This window comes from Niabella beijingensis, from assembly GCF_020034665.1.
GTDB lineage: Bacteria > Bacteroidota > Bacteroidia > Chitinophagales > Chitinophagaceae > Niabella > Niabella beijingensis.
The window spans coordinates 3,508,356-3,528,284 of record NZ_JAIQDI010000001.1; the positions used below are offsets into that span (position 1 = coordinate 3,508,356).

Here is a 19,929-nt window from a genome sequence, read left to right on the forward strand (position 1 = left end):
TGCATGAAATTAAAACGTTTCTGGCCGTTCGTCGGTTGCGTGCTGCTCACCATCCGTGTTTGGGCGCAATCCACGGAGCAGCGTCCCAATGTGATCCTGATCTACTCCGATGATCAGGGTTGGGCTGATCTGCATTCTTTCGGCTCCAACGACTTATATACCCCGGTGCTGGACAGCCTGGGAGCCAGTGGTGTGCGGTTTACACAGTTTTATGCTGCATCCCCCATCTGTTCCCCTTCCCGGGCTTCATTGCTTACGGGCCGGTATCCGCAGCGGGCAGGACTGCCGGAGATGGCTTCCTCCTTAAAGGGAGTGGAGGGCATGCCGGGTAATCAGTATACCATGGGCGAATTATTCCGGGATGCGGGGTATAAAACGGCTCATATTGGTAAATGGCATGTAGGCTACACCCCTGAAACGATGCCCAACGCACAGGGCTTTGATTATTCCTTTGGTTTTATGGGAGGCTGCATCGATAATTATTCTCATTTTTTTTACTGGAACGGTCCTAACCGGCACGACCTCTGGCGCAATGGAACGGAGATCCATGAGGATGGGGCTTATTTCCCGGATCTGATGGTCCGCGAGGCCGGTGCATTTATGGAAAAGAACCGGAATGACCCCTTCTTTATTTATTTTGCCATCAACGTGCCGCATTACCCGTTACAGGGTGAAAAAAAGTGGCTGGATTATTACCGGGAAAAGGGGCTGGCTTCGCCCCGCGCTCAATATGCGGCCTTTGTATCAACGATGGATGAAAAGATCGGAATGTTGCTGAACCGCCTGAAGGCGTTGGGTCTGACGGACAACACGATCGTGATCTTTCAGCCGGACCAGGGGTTTTCAGAGGAAGAGCGTACGTTTGGCGGCGGCGGATCTGCAGGTATCCTCCGCGGCTCCAAATTCAGCCTGTTTGAAGGCGGTACCCGGGTTCCGGCCATCATTAGCTGGTCAAAGCACATCGCGTCCAACCAGGTAAGAGATCAGTTTGCAGCCAATATCGACTGGCTCCCTACCTTGGCAGCTTATTGCAATCTTTCTTTGCCCGGCAGAAAGCTGGATGGGAAAAGCCTGGTGCACATTATCAGGGATGACAGGACGCCTACACGGCATAAAACTTTTTTTTGGAAACAGGGGGGCACCAAAGAGAAACCGCAATGGGCGGTGCGCCGGGGCGACTGGAAGCTGCTGCACAACCCTGTGCAGGCCCGGAAAGAAGAGCTGGACCAGGATGGTTTTTTTCTCGCCAATATCAAAGCAGACCCGGCTGAAAAGAGCAATCTTTCAAAACAACAACCCGGGATCGTGAACGAATTAAAAGCACTTTATGACCAGTGGGTGGTGGAAGTGGATCAGCAATAAATAAAAAATAAAGCAATGAAGTGGCTGCTAATAACCGGAGGGATGCTGACAATGTTATTACCGTTGATGGCAACCGCCCAGGCAGATGCGGGGATAAAAAAACGGCCCAATATCGTGTACATCATGAGTGATGATCACGGTTACCAGGCCGTCAGCGCTTATGGCTATGGTCTTAATCATACACCTAATATCGACCGGCTGGCAGAAGAAGGGGTGTTGTTCACCCGGGCCACGGTTACCAATTCACTCTGCGCTCCAAGCCGCGCAGTGCTGCTTACCGGCAAGCACAGCTTTATTAATGGTAAGGTCGATAATGAAGCCCGCTTTAACTGGAACCAGGACAATTTCGCCAAACAATTGCAGCAGCATGGCTACCAGACCGCCCTGATCGGCAAGATTCATATGGATGGGCTTCCACAGGGATTTGACTATTCTGCAGTATTGATCGATCAGGGAGAGTACTATAACCCCAATTTTATTATCAATGGCAAAAAACAACAGGTGCCCGGATATGTGACCGATCTTACAACAGATATGACATTGGACTGGATGGCAAAGCGTGACACGAGCAAACCGTTTTGCGTACTTTTTCATCAAAAAGCACCTCATCGCGAATGGTTACCTGCACTGCGCCATATCGCTGCGTATACAAAACTGAATGTAAAAGAACCGGCCACATTATTTGACGATTATAAGGGCCGCGGCACCGCCGCCCGCACCGCCGAAATGAATATACTGAAAGACATGAACTGGGCGGGCGACAGCAAGGTTCCTCCGGCAATGATGGATGAGCTGGGGCTAAAGCAAACCCTTACCTGGGATAAAGCCGCTTATAATAACAACCTGGGGCGCATGACACCGGAAGAGCGCAGGGCCTGGGATACCGTATACAACCCGATCATGGCGGATTTTAAAAAACGTTATCCCGCAATGTCAAGAACAGAACTGATGCGCTGGCGGTATCAGCGGTATATGCAGGACTACCTGGGAACAGTGGCCGCCGTGGATGACGGTGTGGGAAGGCTGCTGGATTTTTTAAAAACGAACGGGCTCGAAGAGAACACGATCGTGATCTACACATCGGACCAGGGCTTTTATCTGGGAGAGCATGGCTGGTTTGACAAACGTTTTATGTATGAAGAATCGCTCCGTACCCCGCTGCTCATACGGTATCCTGCAGAGATAGCCGGCGGGAAGCGTTCCGGCGCATTGGTTCAGAACCTGGATTTTGCGCCGACCCTGCTGGATTATGCCGGTGTGCCGGTACCGGAAGACATGCAGGGCCGGTCGTTCAGAAAGTTGTTAAACGGCACCGATACTTCGTGGAGGGATGCGGTATACTACACCTATTATGAGTACCCTTCCATTCACATGGTGAAGCGGCATTATGGTGTTCGCACCGACCGCTATAAGCTGATCCATTTTTATTATGATGTGGATGAATGGGAGCTGTATGATCTTCAAAAGGATCCCCACGAAATGAAAAATGTGTACAATGATCCGGCCTATATTTCTGTACGGAAAACACTGCACAAAAAGCTGGAACAGCTCAGAAAACAATACGGGGATTCCGATCAGCAGGATCAGTCGTTCCTCAAACAGGCATTAAAAAAAAGCAGCTGATCCGTACCGGGACCGTTATTTCATTATTGTTGTCGGGTGGTTATAACCGTGCATCAACGCTTGCCGGTTTTATACGTTAGCACTGAAAAAAATAACGGTTCGTACCCCGTTGCACCGCAGATGCGGAAGGGTATTTTTCCGCGGGTTTTGGTCCGGAAACAAATGAATCTGTATATTGCCCTTCAGAAAGCAGCTGCCTTCAGTATTTTTTATGAACTCCAACAGGCTTCAATACCTGGTCGATTGCATTGCCAATGACAGCGATGAACGGGCATTTGACGAATTACTTCGTTTTTATTTCCCGGGATTGCTTTCATTTGCCAATACGATCGTAAAAGACAAATGGGTGTCGGAAGAAATTGTGGAAGATGTATTCGTAAAGCTCTGGAAAACCCGTAACATGCTGCCTGCGATTAAGAACCTGTCCAACTATCTGTACATTGCCGTCAAATATGCCGGTATTAATTATTTGCAGAGCAGGGATTTCACTATGATACAACGAAAAGAAGTACTGGATAACCTGGGTGATGACTACTTTTTTTCATTAAAAACCCCCGAAACCAGACTGATCTCTGCCGAAAACCTGGCTGCCATTGCTGCCGTCATCAATACCCTGCCGGCTCAATGCCGGCTGATATTCAGGCTGGTAAAAGAAGAAGGGCTGAAATACAATGAGGTAGCCCAGTTATTGAACCTGTCGCCCCGCACCGTCGGCACGCAAATGACCCGGGCCGTCAGCCGGATTGCAGAAACCCTGGCTGAACTGTTCCCGGAAGTGGCTTCCCGGCGTGGGAAAAAGGCGGAATAAAAAATTTTCAAAAAAAATAATTTCTTGTACGTATAAACGGACAGGTTTCCTGTCTTTATAATTGAGGGCCTTTATTATGATGAGCGACCGGTTGATAGAATTACTCGCAAAAAAAAACGGCCGGCAGATCACACTCGAAGAGCTGAAAGAGTTAAATGAGCTGCTGGCTGCTGATCCGGGACATGCTGCCATGGATCAGCTGATGAGGGAGTTATTTGAAACCTCCATAAGTTTTGAGGACCATGTAACCGGTCAGGAACTGGATCAGTGGACGCGGAATATCCGGACCAAGATCGGAGCGCCTGAAGCATCGCCGGGATTAAAGAGGCGCCCGGTGTACTGGCTGCGCTATGCCGCGGCGGCTGTGGTGCTTGTGGTGTTGGGTACGGGTATTTACCGGGCTACAAGAACAGGACAAAACCGGTCTCCGAATATCGTAACCACCAAGAAGGGATCCAAATCGAGCGTTGTATTGCCTGATGGGACCAAGGTCTGGATCAATTCGGCTTCCGAACTCACGTATGATAAGAATTACGGGAAAGGCAGCCGGGAAGTACTATTAACAGGAGAAGCCTATTTTGATGTGGTAAAAGATCCTTCGCAGCCGTTCATCGTGCACACAAAAAATATTGATGTCCGGGTACTGGGCACTGCGTTTAATGTGCGGGCTTATGAAGGCGAAGTCAATACGCAAACAACATTGTTGCGGGGAGCGGTGGAAGTGTTTCTCAAGAATAAACAGAATCAGAAGATCTTGCTGAAGCCCAGCGAAAAGATTGTGGTAAAGAACAAACCATCCGGCAAAACACCGGAGGGCCTGGAAGAAAATCTTCCCGATGTAGTGCTTACATCTGTAAAAATAAATACTGCCGATTCGAGTACAGTTGAAACAAAATGGATGAAGGATCAGCTGGTGTTCAGTCAGGACCGGCTGGGGGACATTGTTCCCATTCTGGAAGGGCGCTATGGGGTTACAATCGACGTGAAAGACCCCGGGCTGCTCGGCAGGCGGTTTACAGGCAGGATCGAGAACGAAACCATTTACGAGGTGCTGGAATCCCTGGGCTTAACGCTAGGGGTAAAACATAAAATGAACGGAGATCATATAACAATATATAAATAATAGTTAACGAAAACGGATAGCCATGTGAGGCGGTTGCTATAAAAAAACAGCGGAAAATGATGGAAGCATTTCCCGCTGAAGAAGACAGCTCATTGCCGGAAGGCAATATCACTATCATTAAAATTGAATACCAAATTTATGAAAAAATTTGATTACCCCGCCGTGTTCCTGCGCGGGAGATTGATTGTCAAATATCTTCTTTTGATGAAACTTGCTATTTCAATAATTTTTATAACTTCTCTTCAGGCACTGGCGCTAAAAAGTGAATCGCAGGAGCGCATCAATCTCAATCTGAAAAACAAGACGATCTCCTATGTGCTGAAGGTGATCGAATCGGGATATGACTATAAGTTCTTTTACGGCGACAGCGTGGCGCTGAACCGGCATCATGTGGATCTGTCCGTTACCAATGCCACCATCGACAATGTAATGCAGCAATTGCTTCGGAATACGGCTTTCTCGTATAAAAAAATGAATGAACGTCTTGTGGTGATCGTTGGCGAAAAGGGAGCAAGAGCCGCTTTATCGGTTACGGGAAAAGTGACCGACAGCAACGGAAAACCACTCGGCGGGGTAAGTATTATCGAAAAAGGCACCAATAATGGTACGGCCACAAAAGAGGATGGTACGTTTTCATTGTCCGTAAAAGATGAAAGCGCGGTATTGACCGTTTCGAATGTTGGCTATGAAACGCAGGAAGTACAGGTAAGCGCCTCGGGAAGGATTGCTGTTACAATGCAAGCCACAGACACCAAAATGAACGAAGTGATCGTTGTGGGATATGGCACACAACGGAAAAAAGATATAACGGGTGCGGTGTCGAGCGTCAGCAGCGAGGAGATGAATAAGACCCCTTCTACTAGCATTGCGGAAATGCTGAGGGGTAAGGCACCGGGAGTACAGGTAACGATGGGGAGCGCTGCACCGGGCGGAAGTTCTACGATCCTTATCCGGGGAAGACGCTCCTTGTCGGCAGGAAACACACCGCTCTTTGTAGTAGACGGAGTGCCGATGACCAGTATCGATGACATCAACGCCAATGATATCGAATCGGTACAGATCCTGAAAGATGCTTCAGCACAATCGATCTACGGGGCACGTGCCGCAAACGGTGTGATACTGGTAACCACCAAGCGCGGCATCAACGGAAAACTGCGCGTAAATTATAATGGTTATCTGGCCTCACAACGTCTCGACCGCAATTTTGAGTTTTATAACGGAAAGGAATGGGCGGCCTACCGCAAGGAAGCGTTTTATAATGCCAACGGATATTACGACGAAAGTGAAGCGTTCAGCGAACTGATGCTGGATGCATTGTATTCAGGCAACGAGGTGAATTGGGAGGATGTGATGATCGACCCGGCATTGCAGCATAAACACGATGTACTGATACAATCAGGCAACGACAAAACAAAATACGCGCTGGGACTGGGCTATTTCTACCAGGACGGGATGGTGCCCAGCTCTGATTTTAAACGAATGACCGGACGGTTGAATATCGATCAGAAGATCGCCAAAAACTTTACCATCGGATCTAATATCCTGTTCACCAAATCCTGGCGTACTATTGCAGACGGCTCGTTCAATAGTTTCATCACCATGCCGCCACTGGCAAAAATCTATAATGACGACGGATCCCTCCGGGAAGACGTCACCGAAGCCGGCGAATCGCATTATAACCCGCTTTGGGATATCCGCAATTCGAAAAATACCAATAATGCGGAACGATTGCTGATCAACCTGTTTGCCGATTGGAAGATTGCAAAATGGATCTCTTACCGCGCCAATTTGAGTATGAATAACCGGACCGATGACGACAATATTTATAAAGGGACCCGGCACTCCACCGGAAAAAATACGCAGGGCAGCGCTTATGTAAGTACGACCACAGCAAAGGACTACCTGGTTGAAAATATCCTTAATCTTACGGCTTCACTTCATCCGAAGCATCAGCTGGAAGGTACCCTGATGCAGAGTATCAACCAGATCAGGAGTAAACAGATGGGCGTTAGCGGTACCGGTTTTCCAAATGATGACCTGTTCTACAACGGGATCGGTCAGGCCAATCAGTACGGACTGCCTTCGTGGACGATGTCGGACAGAACATTGCTTTCTTACATGGGAAGGGTACGGTACAATTTTATGAGCCGGTACCTGCTTACGCTGGCAATGCGCATCGACGGCTCCTCGGTATTCGGTAAAAATAATAAATACGGATACTTTCCTTCTGCTGCATTTGCCTGGCGCGCGAAGAACGAACGCTTTTTGATCGATAAGGACTGGCTTTCGGACCTCAAGCTCCGCCTGAGTTACGGACAGGTGGGCAACCAGGGGGTGAATCCCTACACTACGCTGGGACTTACGGATAAATACCTGAGTGAGTTTGGCAACATCCCGGTAACGGGTTATCTCCCCGGCTCCAGCTTGAGGAACCCGGATCTGAAATGGGAAACTTCGACATCGGCAAATATCGGGCTTGATTTTTCCCTGCTGAAAGAACGTCTGTCCGGAACCATTGATTGGTATCATACAGAAACAACCGATCTCCTGGTAAGCCGGTCGCTGCCGCGCACCTCCGGTTATGTAAGTCAGCTGGTGAACCTCGGGCGTGTCCAGAACAGCGGACTTGAAATAGCGCTGAATGCACAGGCGGTGAAAACAAAAGACTTTTCCTGGGATCTGAATATCACGTTTACAAAGAACAGAAACAAGATCAAACAAATAGACGGTACTGTTGATGCGAACGGGAAACCCAATGATGATGTCAACAATAAGTGGTTTATCGGCTATCCCATGAATGTATATTATGATTATGCTTTTGACGGCATATGGCAGAATGGGGATGATATCGCCCATTCCTACATGCCTGCGGCTAAGCCGGGAAGCATCCGGGTGAAGAATACGAACGGCGACAGCACGATCACAGCTGATGACCGGGTGATCCTGCTCCGGGACCCCAAATGGCTGGGAAGCCTTGGTACTTCTTTCTCCTACAAGAATTTTACACTGTCGGCTGATCTCTATATCTCAGAAGGGGGCGTATTGTACAATGCCTATCTTGCTACTTTTTCAACCGGGGGTGATCTCACCGGCAAAAGAAATGGTTTGAGACGTAATTACTGGACACAGAACAACCCGTCCAACGAAGCCCCCGCACCCAATATGGTGCAGGCCCCGGCATATCTCAATTCACTGGCCTATGAAGACGCATCGTATATGCGGCTGCGTAATGTGGTACTGGCGTACAACCTGGCAGACAAAAAGCTGCTCCGCAACCTGGCGGTTCAGAACCTGCGGGTATACCTATCGCTGACCAATTACTGGACACGCACAAAGGTTCAGGCTTACGGACCGGAGCAGGATACAGGCGATTACCCCGAACCCAAAACCATATTATTCGGATTGAACGTCACTTTTTAAAAAGGGAACAAGAGTACCGCCGCTGCTGCAGGTGACGGCAGATTATTTAAATTATAAAAACAAGCAGATGAAAAGAGCTTTATCAGCCATATGCGTTTTTACACTCTTCTTTCTGTCCTGTTCCAGGATGCTGGAGGAAAAAAATACCACACAGTATTCATCGGAATATATTTACAGTACACCGGAAGGATTAAAGCTGGCGGCTGCGGCGCTCTATACGTTACAGCGCTACTATGCAGATGACGCCGAAAATGCCACTGTGTTTGCGCTGGAACGGGCCACAGACCTGGCGGTTACCAACGGCGGCACCGGCAACTATTTCGGGATCTATGACCCGAATTTTCTGAAACCCTCCTCCACACAGGTGCAATTTATGTGGAGCACCATGTATAATATTATCGGTAAAGCCAATGAGATCATAGCTGCAGGGACTGCAATGGAGGATACACGCGCCTTACGGCAAACCATTGCCGAGGCAAAATGTTTCCGGGCACAGTCGTATTTTTTATTGTACCGCACCTTCGACCGGATCTGGCTGAACACCGGGCCCACCACTCCGGAGAACATCAATACCGCCAAGGATTATCATGCTGCCACACAAAAAGAAGTGTTTGACCTGTTGTACGATGATCTGGACTATGCGATTGAAAATCTTGACTGGACCTCCTATCAACCGGGACGGTTCAACCAGGCGGCGGCCCGCCATCTCAAAGCCAAGGCGGCTCTATGGCTGAAGGACTGGTCCGAAGCGCTCATCCAGGTAGATTCTATCGACCAATCCGGCTATTATCACCTGGTACCGCTGAACACGGTATTTAACGCAGCCGATCTCAATCATCCCGAGGCCCTGCTGGTACAGCAATGGAGCAAGAACCCGGGTGGTAACCTGTCGAATACCACGCCTCAGGGCAATTACTTTGCAGCCTATTTTATCGCATCTTATCGCACGGAAATAGGAGGTACGGCCGAGTATGCCTGTTCTTATGAGAATGGCGGGTATACCTATGGCCGCTGCCTTCCCAGTCCCTATCTGTTCTCGCTTTATGATAAAGAGGTAGATAAACGCTATACAACTTATTATATTCAGCGCTACCGGAATACCACTGATAAAACCATTGCCTATGGCGCGGTAAATGTGGCACCCGGTGAGTATTTTCCAGCTTTAAAGGATGGTAAGGTCAACCGGTTCATCTATCCCGGTTGTGTGAAATGGGGCGATGTATGGACCCGGGCCGCTTTTGAGCCGAGAAGCTATAAAGATGTGATCGTATACCGGCTGGCAGAAACCTACATCATGGGAGCAGAAGCCGCATTGCAAAAAGGCGATCAGGCACTGGCAAAATATTATTACAATAAAACATGGGAGCGGGCGGGCAACCCGGCTTTCGCCGGCACACTTACCATTAAGGATATCATGGATGAACAGGCCAGGGAGTTGTCTTTTGAAGGAGACCGGTGGTATTTCTTAAAACGATTGGGCTTTTTGATCGATCAGGTAAAAAATTATGCAGGCGACCCCGGCATATCAGCATCTGTTGCGGGAAGAAAGAACCTGCCGGCAAACCCTCACTTTATCCGCTGGCCGATACCGGAGTCGGAAGTGATCAATATGGGCGCGGATAATTTTCCGCAGAACCCGGGCTATTGACAACCCGGATATGACCGGATAAAACGATTACAACAGGTAGTTATAACAACGCTGCGAAAAGCGGCAGGGTAACTATTGTCATAAACAATCAGTGTTTCTGAAATCCATTAACAAATAAAAAATATCATGAAAAAAGGAAACGCAATCATCACCGCCTCGCTGGCTACTCTTTTTCTTTTTGCATGTCAAAAGAAAAACGTTCTGGTTGATCCAAAGGACACCGCCTTGTCCATGCCGGCTGCCGGTTCGCTGGCTAATGTACCACGCAATGTTCAGATCGTGAACCAAAGCGGCACCTGGAAGATGCTGGTGGACGGATCTTCTTATTTTATAAAAGGAGCTGCAGTGAGCAATAAGCTTCCGAACCGGTACTGGTTCAATATAAATGCATACGGCGCCAACTCCATCCGGCAATATAGTGTGGATGCTGATACGCAGGGGCTGCTGGACTCGGCACAACTGAAGGGACTGACCGTTATTCTTTGTCTTTATGCAAAACACGAAAGCGACGGCTTTGATTATAACGATACGGCTGCTGTGAATTTACAGTTGCAGGATTTTAAATATTGGGTACAGCAATACCGTAACCATCCTGCTTTATTAATGTGGGCCATTGGTAATGAGCTTAACAGCGGATATTCGAATCTTAAATGCTGGGATGCGGTAGATGCTATTTCCCGGATGATACATGCGGAGGACCCTAATCATCCTACCAGCACCATTCTTTCCGGTTCCAGCATCACTACACTGAACAATGTGGCGCTGCGTGCGCCCGATCTGGATTGTGTGGGCATCAATGCTTACAGTGCGCTTGGCAATGTTCATAATAATGTACTGACCTCTAATATCAACAAGCCTTACTATATCGGGGAGTTTGGTCCTGCCGGCACATGGGAGTCTCATGATACTACTTCATTCGGAACCCTGCATGAAAAAAGCAGTACCTCCAAGGCCAATGATTATAAGAGCAAGTGGGGTGCTTATATCGATGTAAACATGGGCCATGCCTGTTTGGGCGGATATGCGTTTGTGCTGGGATATCAGCGGCAGGGTGCTGTTCCTATGTGGTATGGAATGCGTTCAAGGGAGAACCGCGCATTTGGTGCGCTGGAAGCATTGCAGTATCAATGGACGGGAGCCTTTCCCTCCAACCGTGCCCCGCAGATCGCCGGAAGCCGCAATCACATTACATTAGGAGGCAAGACCGAAGATGACAATGTAACGCTCACTGCCGGGCAGAATTATACCGGCAATATGATCGCAACGGACCCGGAAGGCGATCCCATAGCCTATGAATGGACAGTAGTGAAGGAAAAGGCAGCCATTAATCCTGATCTGTCGGTGCCGGGTACCTATCCCGGGCTTCCGGGTACCGTGTCCTATAACCCCGCTACGAATACGGTAACAGTAACAGCGCCTGCAACTGCGGGAAAGTACCGGTTGTACGGGTTTGCCAAAGATGATCACAATCATATCGCCAGTGCCTGTCTTCCGTTCCGGCTACTTTAAACAGTTTCTTTTATTGACATTAAAATATACAGCTACTGATGAATTTAAAATTTTTTCAACTGACCGCATGTTTCTTTTTGTGTTGCCTGAGGTGGGCGGCTGCAGCGCCGCCAACCTATGATGTTTGTGTATACGGTGCTTCGGCTTCGGGAGTGATTGCCGCGATACAGGCAGCCCGTATGGGGAAAAAAGTGATACTGATCGCAAAGGACGGGCATGTGGGCGGACTGGCCACCTCCGGACTTACAGCTACCGACATGAACCGTAATGACCTTGTTGGCGGAGTGACAAAGGAGTTTTACAGCCGCATTTACGATTATTACCTGGAACCCCCTGTCTGGAAATACCAGTCGAGAGACTCGTTCATGCAATCTACATTAAAACGGACCTACAAGGGTAAAAATGAGGAACGGAAAATCCAATGGGTCTATGAGTCTTCCGTTGCTGAAAGGATCATGCGGGAAATGTTGAAGACAGCCGGCGTTGAAGTGTTGTTCAATCACCGTCTCGACCGGTCTGAAAAGGTAGTGAAGCAGGGGAACACAATTAAGAATATCGTCGTGAAAGGAGGAATGGTGATACAGGCTGCCATGTATATTGATGCCAGCTATGAAGGAGACCTGCTGGCCAAAGCAGGTGTTTCTTATACAGTAGGGAGGGAATCGAATCAGCAATATGGTGAAAACTATAATGGCATCCGGATCAATTATACACTGGGATCAGACAGCACACCGATCAGTCCTTACCGGAAACCCGGTAAACCAACGTCGGGATTGTTACCGTACATTGCCGGTGCTCCCTGGGGAAAACAGGGTGAAGCCGATAAAAGGGTACAGGCGTATTGTTACCGGATGACACTTACCAATGTTGCCGGAAACCGTGTGCCCATCTCCCGGCCGAAGAACTACAACCCCTTATGGTACGAACTGCTGGCGCGGGAGCTGGCGGTAAATCCGGGAAAGAAATTGCAACAGATCATTACACTTACCCCCATGCCCAATAAAAAAACAGATACCAATCACCTGGATTTTTTTGGTGCCAGTTATGATTATGCAGAAGCAGATGATGCTACCCGGTTAAAAATAGAACAGTTGCATAAAGACTATGCCCTGGGCATGCTCTGGTTCCTGGCTAATGATAAGCGGGTGCCACGTCATATCCGCGAGGAGATGGGGGAATGGGGTTTGCCAAAAGATGAATTCAGGGATACCGGTAATTTCCCTTTCCAACTTTATGTACGGGAGGCAAGACGGATGATCGGCGCATTTGTAATGACTGAAAAAAACGTACGTAAAGAAGAACGCGAGCCTGCAACGCATTCCATTGGTTTGGGCTCCTATGCACTCGACTGTCATTTTGTGTCGAGGGTGGTAGATGAAACGGGGCGGTTAAAAAATGAGGGAACAATTTTTTACCCTACAACACCTTATACCATCAGTTATTATTCCATCACACCCCGGGAGGCCGAATGTTCAAACCTCTTGTCGACTGTTTGTCTTTCCGCATCACATGTGGCGTACAGTACCATACGTATGGAACCGGTATACATGATACTGGGCCAGTCTGCGGCAACCGCAGCAGCATTGGCAATTGATGCACGCTGCCCGGTGCAGCAGATCTCTTATGACCGGCTGAAAGCGCAATTGCTCAAAGACGGTCAGTTACTTAATGTGCCCTCCTCTTCATTAAACTAACAGGCTATGAAGTATTGTATTATTCTGCTGAATATTCTTTTTGTTGTTGCGGCGGGCTGTAAACAGGATCATTATCAGATCCCGGCCGCCTCATTCGATGATGGTCCTCCGGGCCCGCCTTCCGTTGTAAAAACCGTACGGGTAAACGACAAATGGCGGTTGCTGGTAAACGATACCGACTTTTATATAAAAGGTGTTGCTGCAAATGACTACTGGCAGGATGCGATCCGCTACGGTGCCAATGCCGTGCGGACTTATGGCGTGTCCAAAAGCACGAAGTCGATCATGGACAGTGTTTATAAAGTAGGGCTGTTTGTGAATTTTGGTATTTATATCAAAAGAGAGGTCGATGGATTTGATTATAACGATGAAGCGGCGGTGAAAGCACAGTTTGAAAGCACGAAAGCAGCGGTGAACCGCTTTAAAGATCACCCGGCATTGCTGGTCTGGTCCATCGGAAACGAAGCGGAGGCCTCTTATACCAACCGCAGGCTTTGGACGGCCATCAATGATATTGCAAAAATGATTCATGAAATAGATAAGAATCATCCGACTACAGTAACACTGGCTACCTCCAATGTGGATCATATCCGGAATATCATGCAGCTGGCGCCGGAAATTGATATCCTGTCGGTCAATTGCTATGCCCCCAATTTGCCCGGCGTACCGGCCAATCTTCAGGCGGCGGGATGGAACAAGCCGTATATGATTACAGAATTCGGACCAAGAGGCACCTGGCAGATGGCGCCGGAACCACAGCGGATACTGCCCTGGGGCGGATTGGTGGAACAAACAAGTACGGAAAAAGCAGCCGACTATCTCCATGCCTATCAGCAGGAGATCCTTCCGAACCGTGATAAAGGTTGCCTCGGCTCCTTTGTGTTTTTATGGGGATATCAGCGCCATGGCGAAGTGCTGACCTGGTATGGGTTGTTTGATAAAAAAAAGAACAGCTTCGAAGCTGCAGATGCCATGCAGTATGCCTGGACGGGGCAATATCCGGCAAACAGGGCCCCGGTTATTGCTTCGCGTAATGATCTGCTGCTGAACGGAAAGAAGGCGGAGGCTGCAGTGACCTTGCCGGTTAACGGACAAAACAATACGGCCATGGTAACGGCCGCTGATCCGGAAGGCGATCCGCTTACCTATGAATGGCTGATCGTAAAAGAAAAAGCGGCCGCGTCCGATGGAAGTCTGCCGGAGGGTATGGAAGGACTGATCGCTGATAACAAGAAGGCTCAGATCAGTTTTAAAGCACCGGCGGAAGGCGGTGCTTACCGGTTGTATGTTTTTGTTCGGGATGATACGCATAAAAAAGTGGCGAGCGCGGTCATTCCCTTTTTAGTTAATTAGGAAAACGGATACAATGAAACGATTTAAAAATTTAACTGCTTTTGTGCTGCCAGTGCTCCTCTTCCTGGCTTGTAACAAGAGTGAGGGACTTCAGGTGGAAAAATTTTCAAGACCGGCATTCGGAGTTCAATCACTGAATGCGATTCCGGCTGCCCTGCATCCCGGCGATGTGATCAGTCTGAAACTGAATATAACACCCCCTTCCGGTTTTGCCATCAGCAAACTGGTAACGCAGCTGAACAATGCAGCGCTGCCAGGCAGTGAATTACAGGTTACCGGAAGTACGGCGCCGGTGGCGTATACGTACGCATATAAAATAACAGACAGTACCATAGGCAATTCCCTGTTGCTTACAGTGGTGGCTTACGATGCAGCAGGCACCCGTGCAACCGTAAAAGAATATACTGTTTACATACAGGCTTCAAAAGCCGATATGACTGTTACGATCCCGGATGACGCGCCGGATACCGTTTTGGCAGGTGACAGCGTGGTGTTTGAGGTGGCCGTGACTTCTGCCATAGCGCTGCGTAGTATCCGGGTATACCGGGATAATACCGAGCTGACGGACCATGTCAAAACCAGTTTTGCAGATCCCTATCACGACCGGTATACGTTTGCATATAAAACTACAGAAGCTGAAGCAGGCGCACCGCTGGAGTTTGTTTTTGAGGTGATGGACGGTAACGGGAACCTGGTGCGTTCGCAGCCGTATAAACTTGCGGTAAAAAGAGCCATTGCCGGGAATTTAAATGAGTATTATAATGTAAACCTGGGCGCACAGCTTTGTACGGAAGCAGGCCCCTTTTTAAACGCTGCTACCGGAGCGGTATACCCGGTAACCGGATCGGCGGCGGCGAGCAATAAAATCGACCTGGTCACCTTTTATAGCGGTGCAAGCTTTGCGTTTAACATCACTGCTCCAACCCTGGAGTCGGTTGCGGCAAATATTTATAAATCGGGCGCTGATGCAATGGCTGGCTGGCCGGTACGGAATCCGACACGGATAAAAATGCTTACAGCAGCTACTGCCGCTACGTTTACAGGTATCAGCAATTATGAAGAGATAGAGGCGCTGTATGAAGCTGCGGGTGATGAAAAAGAAACCTCAACAGCATTAAAAGATGGAAATGTATTTGCCTTCAGAACCGCAGCGGGCAATTACGGGATCGCATTGGTAAAATCAAGATCACAGAATTCCAATAAAGGATACATCACCATTGATCTTAAAATTCAAAAATAACAACGGAAGAATGGGGATTTGAGAAATTGAGTCCCGATAACTATCGGGATTAGAATTGAGTTTTGAGTTCTGGTAGCTATCGGGATGAAGTTTGGGATTCGACGTTTAACCGGTCAGGGCATGCGGTAGCAGACACCTTCCAGTGCCAGGTCGGTATTGGGAAAGACCTCCCGTGTTTCTTTTTCAAATTCATCCAGCACATCATAACGGCTGCTGAAATGCCCGACCAGTAATTTTTTTACGTTGGCTTTTTTTGCGATCAGCGCCGCCTGTTTTGAGGTTGAATGGAACCGGACACGGGCCTGTTCGGCAAAGTTCTCAAGATAAGTAGCCTCATGATAGATCATGTCGGCATCTTTTAATACCGGTATAAACGATTCATCATACTTGGTGTCGGCGCAGTAGGCATAGGTCCTGCCTTTTGGCCCTGGCTGTGTAAGCAGTTCATTGTTTATAATAGTGCCGTCGGGTGCTGTATAATCCATTCCCTGCTGCAGTTTTTCAAACCAGCTGTAATGCAGGTTGTGGGCGGCTGCCGCATCCGGATCAATGCGACGTGGATTTTTCCGTTCTCTGAAAACAAAGCCAAAACATTCAATACGGTGATCGGTCCTGAAGCAGCTGATCTCGATATCATCCACTGTCATCAGGTATCCCGGCTGTTGCAGGGGGTGAAAATGGAAGGGATAGGATAAGCGGGTGTCTGCCAGGCGGAACTGCAGCTCCAGTATTTCCTGCAGGGCCGGCGGGCCAATGAGGTGCAGCTCCTGCTGGCGCCCCAGCAGTGCAAAGGAGTTTAATAATCCCACAAGTCCGAAATAATGATCGCCGTGCAGGTGCGAGATAAAGATGTGCGAGATACGGCTGCGGCGGATCTTATAACGGATCAGCTGTATCTGTGTGCCCTCCCCGCAATCGATCAGGAACTTGCGGTTGGTCATAGTGAGCACCTGGCTAGTCGGATGCCGGTCGAAGGCCGGCACAGCCGAATTATTTCCCAGGATGGTTACACCTAACATGCTGACTGAACTTTTTCCGTAATTATTTGTTATTCATTTCCCGTGTCGGGGAACTCGATGTCTTCGGTATCCAGCAGTTCCCGCTCGATCTCCTCCATCTGCACAATATCCCAGGCCTCGCTTTCGGTAGGGGCCGTGTTCAGCAGGTCGTCGAGTTCATTTTCTGCCAAAAATGCGTTTACATTTTTCTGGAGGTTACAGGAAACAAATGAAGCATTATTTTCATAGAAGTTTTGCTGTATTTGCAGGAGTTTCGCCGCTGCAGCGGCATCAATAGCTTCCACCTGCTGCAAGTTCAGGACCACATTTTTCACATCATTTTGCAGAAAAGGGAGCAACGCCGTATCCATTCCGTCTGTCATAGTAGCAGAAAGAACAGGCTCATTTGGCGTGATGACGTGAAATTTCTCTTTGGTATCTATTTTGACTTGCATATAAAGTGAATTTGGAATAAATATGCTTAAATTACAAGTAAATTTAGTACCAAATATATTTGTTAATATTGTAAATAAACATTTTATCTAAATATGGATAATAATTTTTCATCTCAGGTAAAAGAAATCATCTCCTACAGCCGGGAGGAGGCCTTGCGCCTGGGAAATGATTTTATCGGCACAGAGCACCTGCTGCTGGGCCTGATCCGGGAAGGGGATAACACTGCTATCCGGATCCTGAAAAGCTTTAATGTTGACATTTTTGAATTGCGGAAAGAAATAGAGCTGGCGATAAAGGACAAGACCGGTAAGAACATCGCAAACATCAACAGCCTGCCGCTGACAAAACAGGCAGAAAAAGTGATCCGTGTTACCGTGCTGGAAGCCAAGGCGCTGAAGAGCAGCCTGGTGGAAACCGAACACCTGATGCTTTCTATTTTGAAGAACAAGGAAAATATTGCAACACAAATTTTAAATCAGTTTGATGTGGACTATGATCTGTTTCGTCAGGAGCTGGGTATTGTAAAGTCCGGAGAGACCCGCGCCGAATTTGGCGAAGAAGGGGAAGAGGAGTTCGAGGAAGAAAAAAAATACACGCAGTCCCGAGCCGGCGGCTCCAAGGCGGCCACCAAAAGTAAAACCCCGGTGCTGGATAATTTCGGCCGGGATGTGACCAAACTGGCAGAGAGTGGTAACCTGGATCCCATTGTAGGCCGTGAAAAAGAAATTGAACGCGTTTCCCAGATCCTGAGCCGCCGTAAAAAGAACAACCCGATACTTATCGGTGAACCCGGTGTGGGTAAAACCGCCATCGTGGAGGGGCTGGCATTGCGTATCGTACAACGTAAAGTGAGCCGTGTGCTGTTTGACAAACGTGTGATCTCCCTGGATCTCGCATCTCTTGTAGCCGGAACAAAATACCGTGGCCAGTTTGAAGAGCGCATGAAGGCGATCATGAATGAGCTGGAAAAGAACCGGGATGTGATCCTGTTTATCGATGAAATGCATACCATTGTTGGCGCCGGTGGTGCCAGTGGTTCGCTGGATGCCAGCAATATCTTTAAACCGGCCCTGGCCCGTGGTGAACTCCAGTGCATTGGTGCCTCCACACTGGATGAGTACCGTATGTATATTGAAAAAGACGGTGCCCTGGATCGCCGGTTCCAGAAAGTGATGGTAGATCCTCCGAGTGTGGATGAGACCATCCAGATCCTTAATAATATTAAATCCAAATACGAGGACTTCCACAGTGTCACTTACAGTGATGAGGCCATCGATGCCTGCGTAAAGCTGAGTGACCGCTATATTACGGACCGGCTGCTGCCGGACAAGGCGATCGATGTTATGGATGAAGTGGGTGCAAGAGTACACCTGAAGAACATCAATGTACCGCCGAATATCGTGGAGCTGGAAAAGAAGATCGAGGATGTTAAGGAAGAAAAGAATAAAGTAGTCAAGAGCCAGAAATTTGAAGAAGCCGCTTCGCTGCGCGATACGGAAAAGAAACTGGCCGAAGATCTTGAACGGGCAAAAGCCGCATGGGAAGAGGAAAGCAAGCACAAACGCTATCCCATTGATGAGGAAGCCATTGCCGAAGTGATCAATATTATGACCGGTATCCCCGTACGCAAGATGGTGGAAGCCGAGACCGAGAAATTGCGCAAGATGTCGGAGGACATGAAAGGAATGGTGATCGGGCAGGATGAAGCGATCTCAAAAGTAGTGAAAGCCATCCAGCGGAACCGTGTGGGACTGAAAGATCCGAAGAAACCCATCGGTACCTTTATCTTCCTCGGACCTACCGGTGTGGGTAAAACAGAGCTGGCGCGTTCCCTCGCCCGGTACCTGTTCGACTCAGAAGATTCGCTGATCCGGATCGATATGAGCGAATACATGGAGAAATTTACCGTAAGCCGTTTGATCGGTGCACCTCCGGGATATGTGGGATACGAAGAAGGCGGACAGCTGACCGAAAAGGTCCGCCGCAAACCCTACAGTGTGATCCTGCTGGATGAGATCGAGAAAGCGCACCCTGATATTTACAATATCTTATTGCAGGTGCTGGATGACGGGGTGCTCACAGACGGACTGGGACGCAAAGTGGATTTTAAGAATACCATCATCATCATGACCTCCAATATCGGTGTGCGTCAGTTGAAGGATTTTGGCGCCGGCGTGGGCTTTGCCACATCATCCAGGATTGAAAATGAGGATGAAGAAAACAAAGCAGTGATAGAAAAAGCACTGAAGCGTACCTTCTCCCCGGAATTCCTGAACCGTATCGATGATGTGATCATCTTTAACAGTCTGACAAAAGAAAATATCTTCAGTATCATTGATATTTCAATGAAAGGGGTGCTGAAACGCGTAGAGAACCTGGGTTATGGCCTGGAGCTGAGCGAAGAAGCAAAAACCTTCCTGGCTGATAAAGGATACGATCAGCAATTTGGAGCACGTCCGTTGCACCGGGCGATCCAGAAATACCTGGAAGATCCGCTGGCAGAAGAGATCCTCAATATGCACGTAAAGCCCGGGGATGTGCTGCTGGTAGACTTTGACAAGGAAAAAGAAAAACTGTTCTTTACGGTTAAAGATCCAAAGGAAAACCCCCAGGAAGCATAAACAGTAATGACGATTTTATAGTTATAGCACACCCCGCAGCATAGCGGGGTGTTTTTTTATAAGATAGAAAAGTA

13 protein-coding genes are annotated in these 19,929 nt (G+C 48.5%); 11 read left to right on the forward strand and 2 right to left on the reverse strand.

Annotated elements, in window-relative coordinates; all coding sequences use genetic code 11:
• The first annotated feature begins 3 nt into the window (after positions 1-3).
• The 10 genes from K7B07_RS14750 to K7B07_RS14795 all read left to right on the forward strand — a co-directional run bounded on the left by K7B07_RS14750 (position 4) and on the right by K7B07_RS14795 (position 15,780).
• The gene (locus tag K7B07_RS14750) at positions 4-1,362 is read left to right on the forward strand and encodes a sulfatase-like hydrolase/transferase (RefSeq protein ID WP_223710874.1); all 1,359 of its coding nucleotides are present in this window, start codon (positions 4-6) and stop codon (positions 1,360-1,362) included.
• 15 nt (positions 1,363-1,377) lie between these two features.
• Positions 1,378-2,985 (forward strand): sulfatase family protein, encoded by a 1,608-nt coding sequence (locus K7B07_RS14755; RefSeq protein WP_223710876.1) that lies wholly within the window; start codon positions 1,378-1,380, stop codon positions 2,983-2,985.
• Positions 2,986-3,196: 211 nt separating this feature from the next.
• Positions 3,197-3,793, forward strand: coding sequence for an RNA polymerase sigma-70 factor (locus tag K7B07_RS14760; protein WP_223710878.1), 597 nt, complete (start codon positions 3,197-3,199; stop codon positions 3,791-3,793).
• A gap of 76 nt (positions 3,794-3,869) precedes the next feature.
• Complete coding sequence (locus tag K7B07_RS14765; protein ID WP_223710880.1) at positions 3,870-4,916, forward strand: FecR family protein; 1,047 nt, start codon at positions 3,870-3,872, stop codon at positions 4,914-4,916.
• 138 nt (positions 4,917-5,054) lie between these two features.
• Positions 5,055-8,336, forward strand: a complete 3,282-nt coding sequence (locus K7B07_RS14770; RefSeq protein WP_223710882.1) for a TonB-dependent receptor — start codon at positions 5,055-5,057, stop codon at positions 8,334-8,336.
• 67 nt (positions 8,337-8,403) lie between these two features.
• Positions 8,404-9,984 carry a RagB/SusD family nutrient uptake outer membrane protein gene (locus K7B07_RS14775; RefSeq protein ID WP_223710884.1) on the forward strand — a complete coding sequence of 527 codons (1,581 nt, stop codon included), beginning with the start codon at positions 8,404-8,406 and terminating at the stop codon, positions 9,982-9,984.
• 126 nt (positions 9,985-10,110) lie between these two features.
• Positions 10,111-11,493: a glycoside hydrolase family 2 TIM barrel-domain containing protein gene (locus K7B07_RS14780; protein WP_223710886.1), complete on the forward strand. Its 1,383-nt coding sequence runs from the start codon at positions 10,111-10,113 to the stop codon at positions 11,491-11,493.
• Between the two features lie 38 nt (positions 11,494-11,531).
• Positions 11,532-13,187, forward strand: coding sequence for an FAD-dependent oxidoreductase (locus tag K7B07_RS14785; RefSeq protein ID WP_223710887.1), 1,656 nt, complete (start codon positions 11,532-11,534; stop codon positions 13,185-13,187).
• Between the two features lie 6 nt (positions 13,188-13,193).
• The gene (locus tag K7B07_RS14790) at positions 13,194-14,540 is read left to right on the forward strand and encodes a glycoside hydrolase family 2 TIM barrel-domain containing protein (RefSeq protein ID WP_223710889.1); all 1,347 of its coding nucleotides are present in this window, start codon (positions 13,194-13,196) and stop codon (positions 14,538-14,540) included.
• A 13-nt stretch (positions 14,541-14,553) separates the two neighbouring features.
• Entirely contained in the window at positions 14,554-15,780 is a 1,227-nt protein-coding gene (locus K7B07_RS14795; protein WP_223710891.1) for a hypothetical protein, read from the forward strand.
• A 113-nt stretch (positions 15,781-15,893) separates the two neighbouring features.
• Here K7B07_RS14795 and K7B07_RS14800 read toward each other — a convergent pair whose 3' ends face one another.
• Both K7B07_RS14800 and K7B07_RS14805 read right to left on the reverse strand, forming a co-directional pair.
• Positions 15,894-16,799, reverse strand: coding sequence for a ribonuclease Z (locus K7B07_RS14800; RefSeq protein WP_223710892.1), 906 nt, complete (start codon positions 16,797-16,799; stop codon positions 15,894-15,896).
• Between the two features lie 29 nt (positions 16,800-16,828).
• Positions 16,829-17,233, reverse strand: a complete 405-nt coding sequence (locus K7B07_RS14805; protein WP_338041272.1) for an STAS domain-containing protein — start codon at positions 17,231-17,233, stop codon at positions 16,829-16,831.
• Between the two features lie 93 nt (positions 17,234-17,326).
• On the opposite strand from K7B07_RS14805, the gene K7B07_RS14810 reads away from it, so the two are divergent.
• Positions 17,327-19,855, forward strand: coding sequence for an ATP-dependent Clp protease ATP-binding subunit (locus K7B07_RS14810; protein ID WP_223710894.1), 2,529 nt, complete (start codon positions 17,327-17,329; stop codon positions 19,853-19,855).
• Positions 19,856-19,929 lie beyond the last annotated feature (74 nt).

Coding starts and splice junctions, on each gene's coding strand:
- K7B07_RS14750 (WP_223710874.1), top strand. CDS start 4: ATGAAATTAAAACGTTTCTGGCCGTTCGTCGGTTGCGTGCTGCTCACC.
- K7B07_RS14755 (WP_223710876.1), top strand. CDS start 1,378: ATGAAGTGGCTGCTAATAACCGGAGGGATGCTGACAATGTTATTACCG.
- K7B07_RS14760 (WP_223710878.1), top strand. CDS start 3,197: ATGAACTCCAACAGGCTTCAATACCTGGTCGATTGCATTGCCAATGAC.
- K7B07_RS14765 (WP_223710880.1), top strand. CDS start 3,870: ATGATGAGCGACCGGTTGATAGAATTACTCGCAAAAAAAAACGGCCGG.
- K7B07_RS14770 (WP_223710882.1), top strand. CDS start 5,055: ATGAAAAAATTTGATTACCCCGCCGTGTTCCTGCGCGGGAGATTGATT.
- K7B07_RS14775 (WP_223710884.1), top strand. CDS start 8,404: ATGAAAAGAGCTTTATCAGCCATATGCGTTTTTACACTCTTCTTTCTG.
- K7B07_RS14780 (WP_223710886.1), top strand. CDS start 10,111: ATGAAAAAAGGAAACGCAATCATCACCGCCTCGCTGGCTACTCTTTTT.
- K7B07_RS14785 (WP_223710887.1), top strand. CDS start 11,532: ATGAATTTAAAATTTTTTCAACTGACCGCATGTTTCTTTTTGTGTTGC.
- K7B07_RS14790 (WP_223710889.1), top strand. CDS start 13,194: ATGAAGTATTGTATTATTCTGCTGAATATTCTTTTTGTTGTTGCGGCG.
- K7B07_RS14795 (WP_223710891.1), top strand. CDS start 14,554: ATGAAACGATTTAAAAATTTAACTGCTTTTGTGCTGCCAGTGCTCCTC.
- K7B07_RS14800 (WP_223710892.1), bottom strand. CDS start 16,799: ATGTTAGGTGTAACCATCCTGGGAAATAATTCGGCTGTGCCGGCCTTC.
- K7B07_RS14805 (WP_338041272.1), bottom strand. CDS start 17,233: ATGCAAGTCAAAATAGATACCAAAGAGAAATTTCACGTCATCACGCCA.
- K7B07_RS14810 (WP_223710894.1), top strand. CDS start 17,327: ATGGATAATAATTTTTCATCTCAGGTAAAAGAAATCATCTCCTACAGC.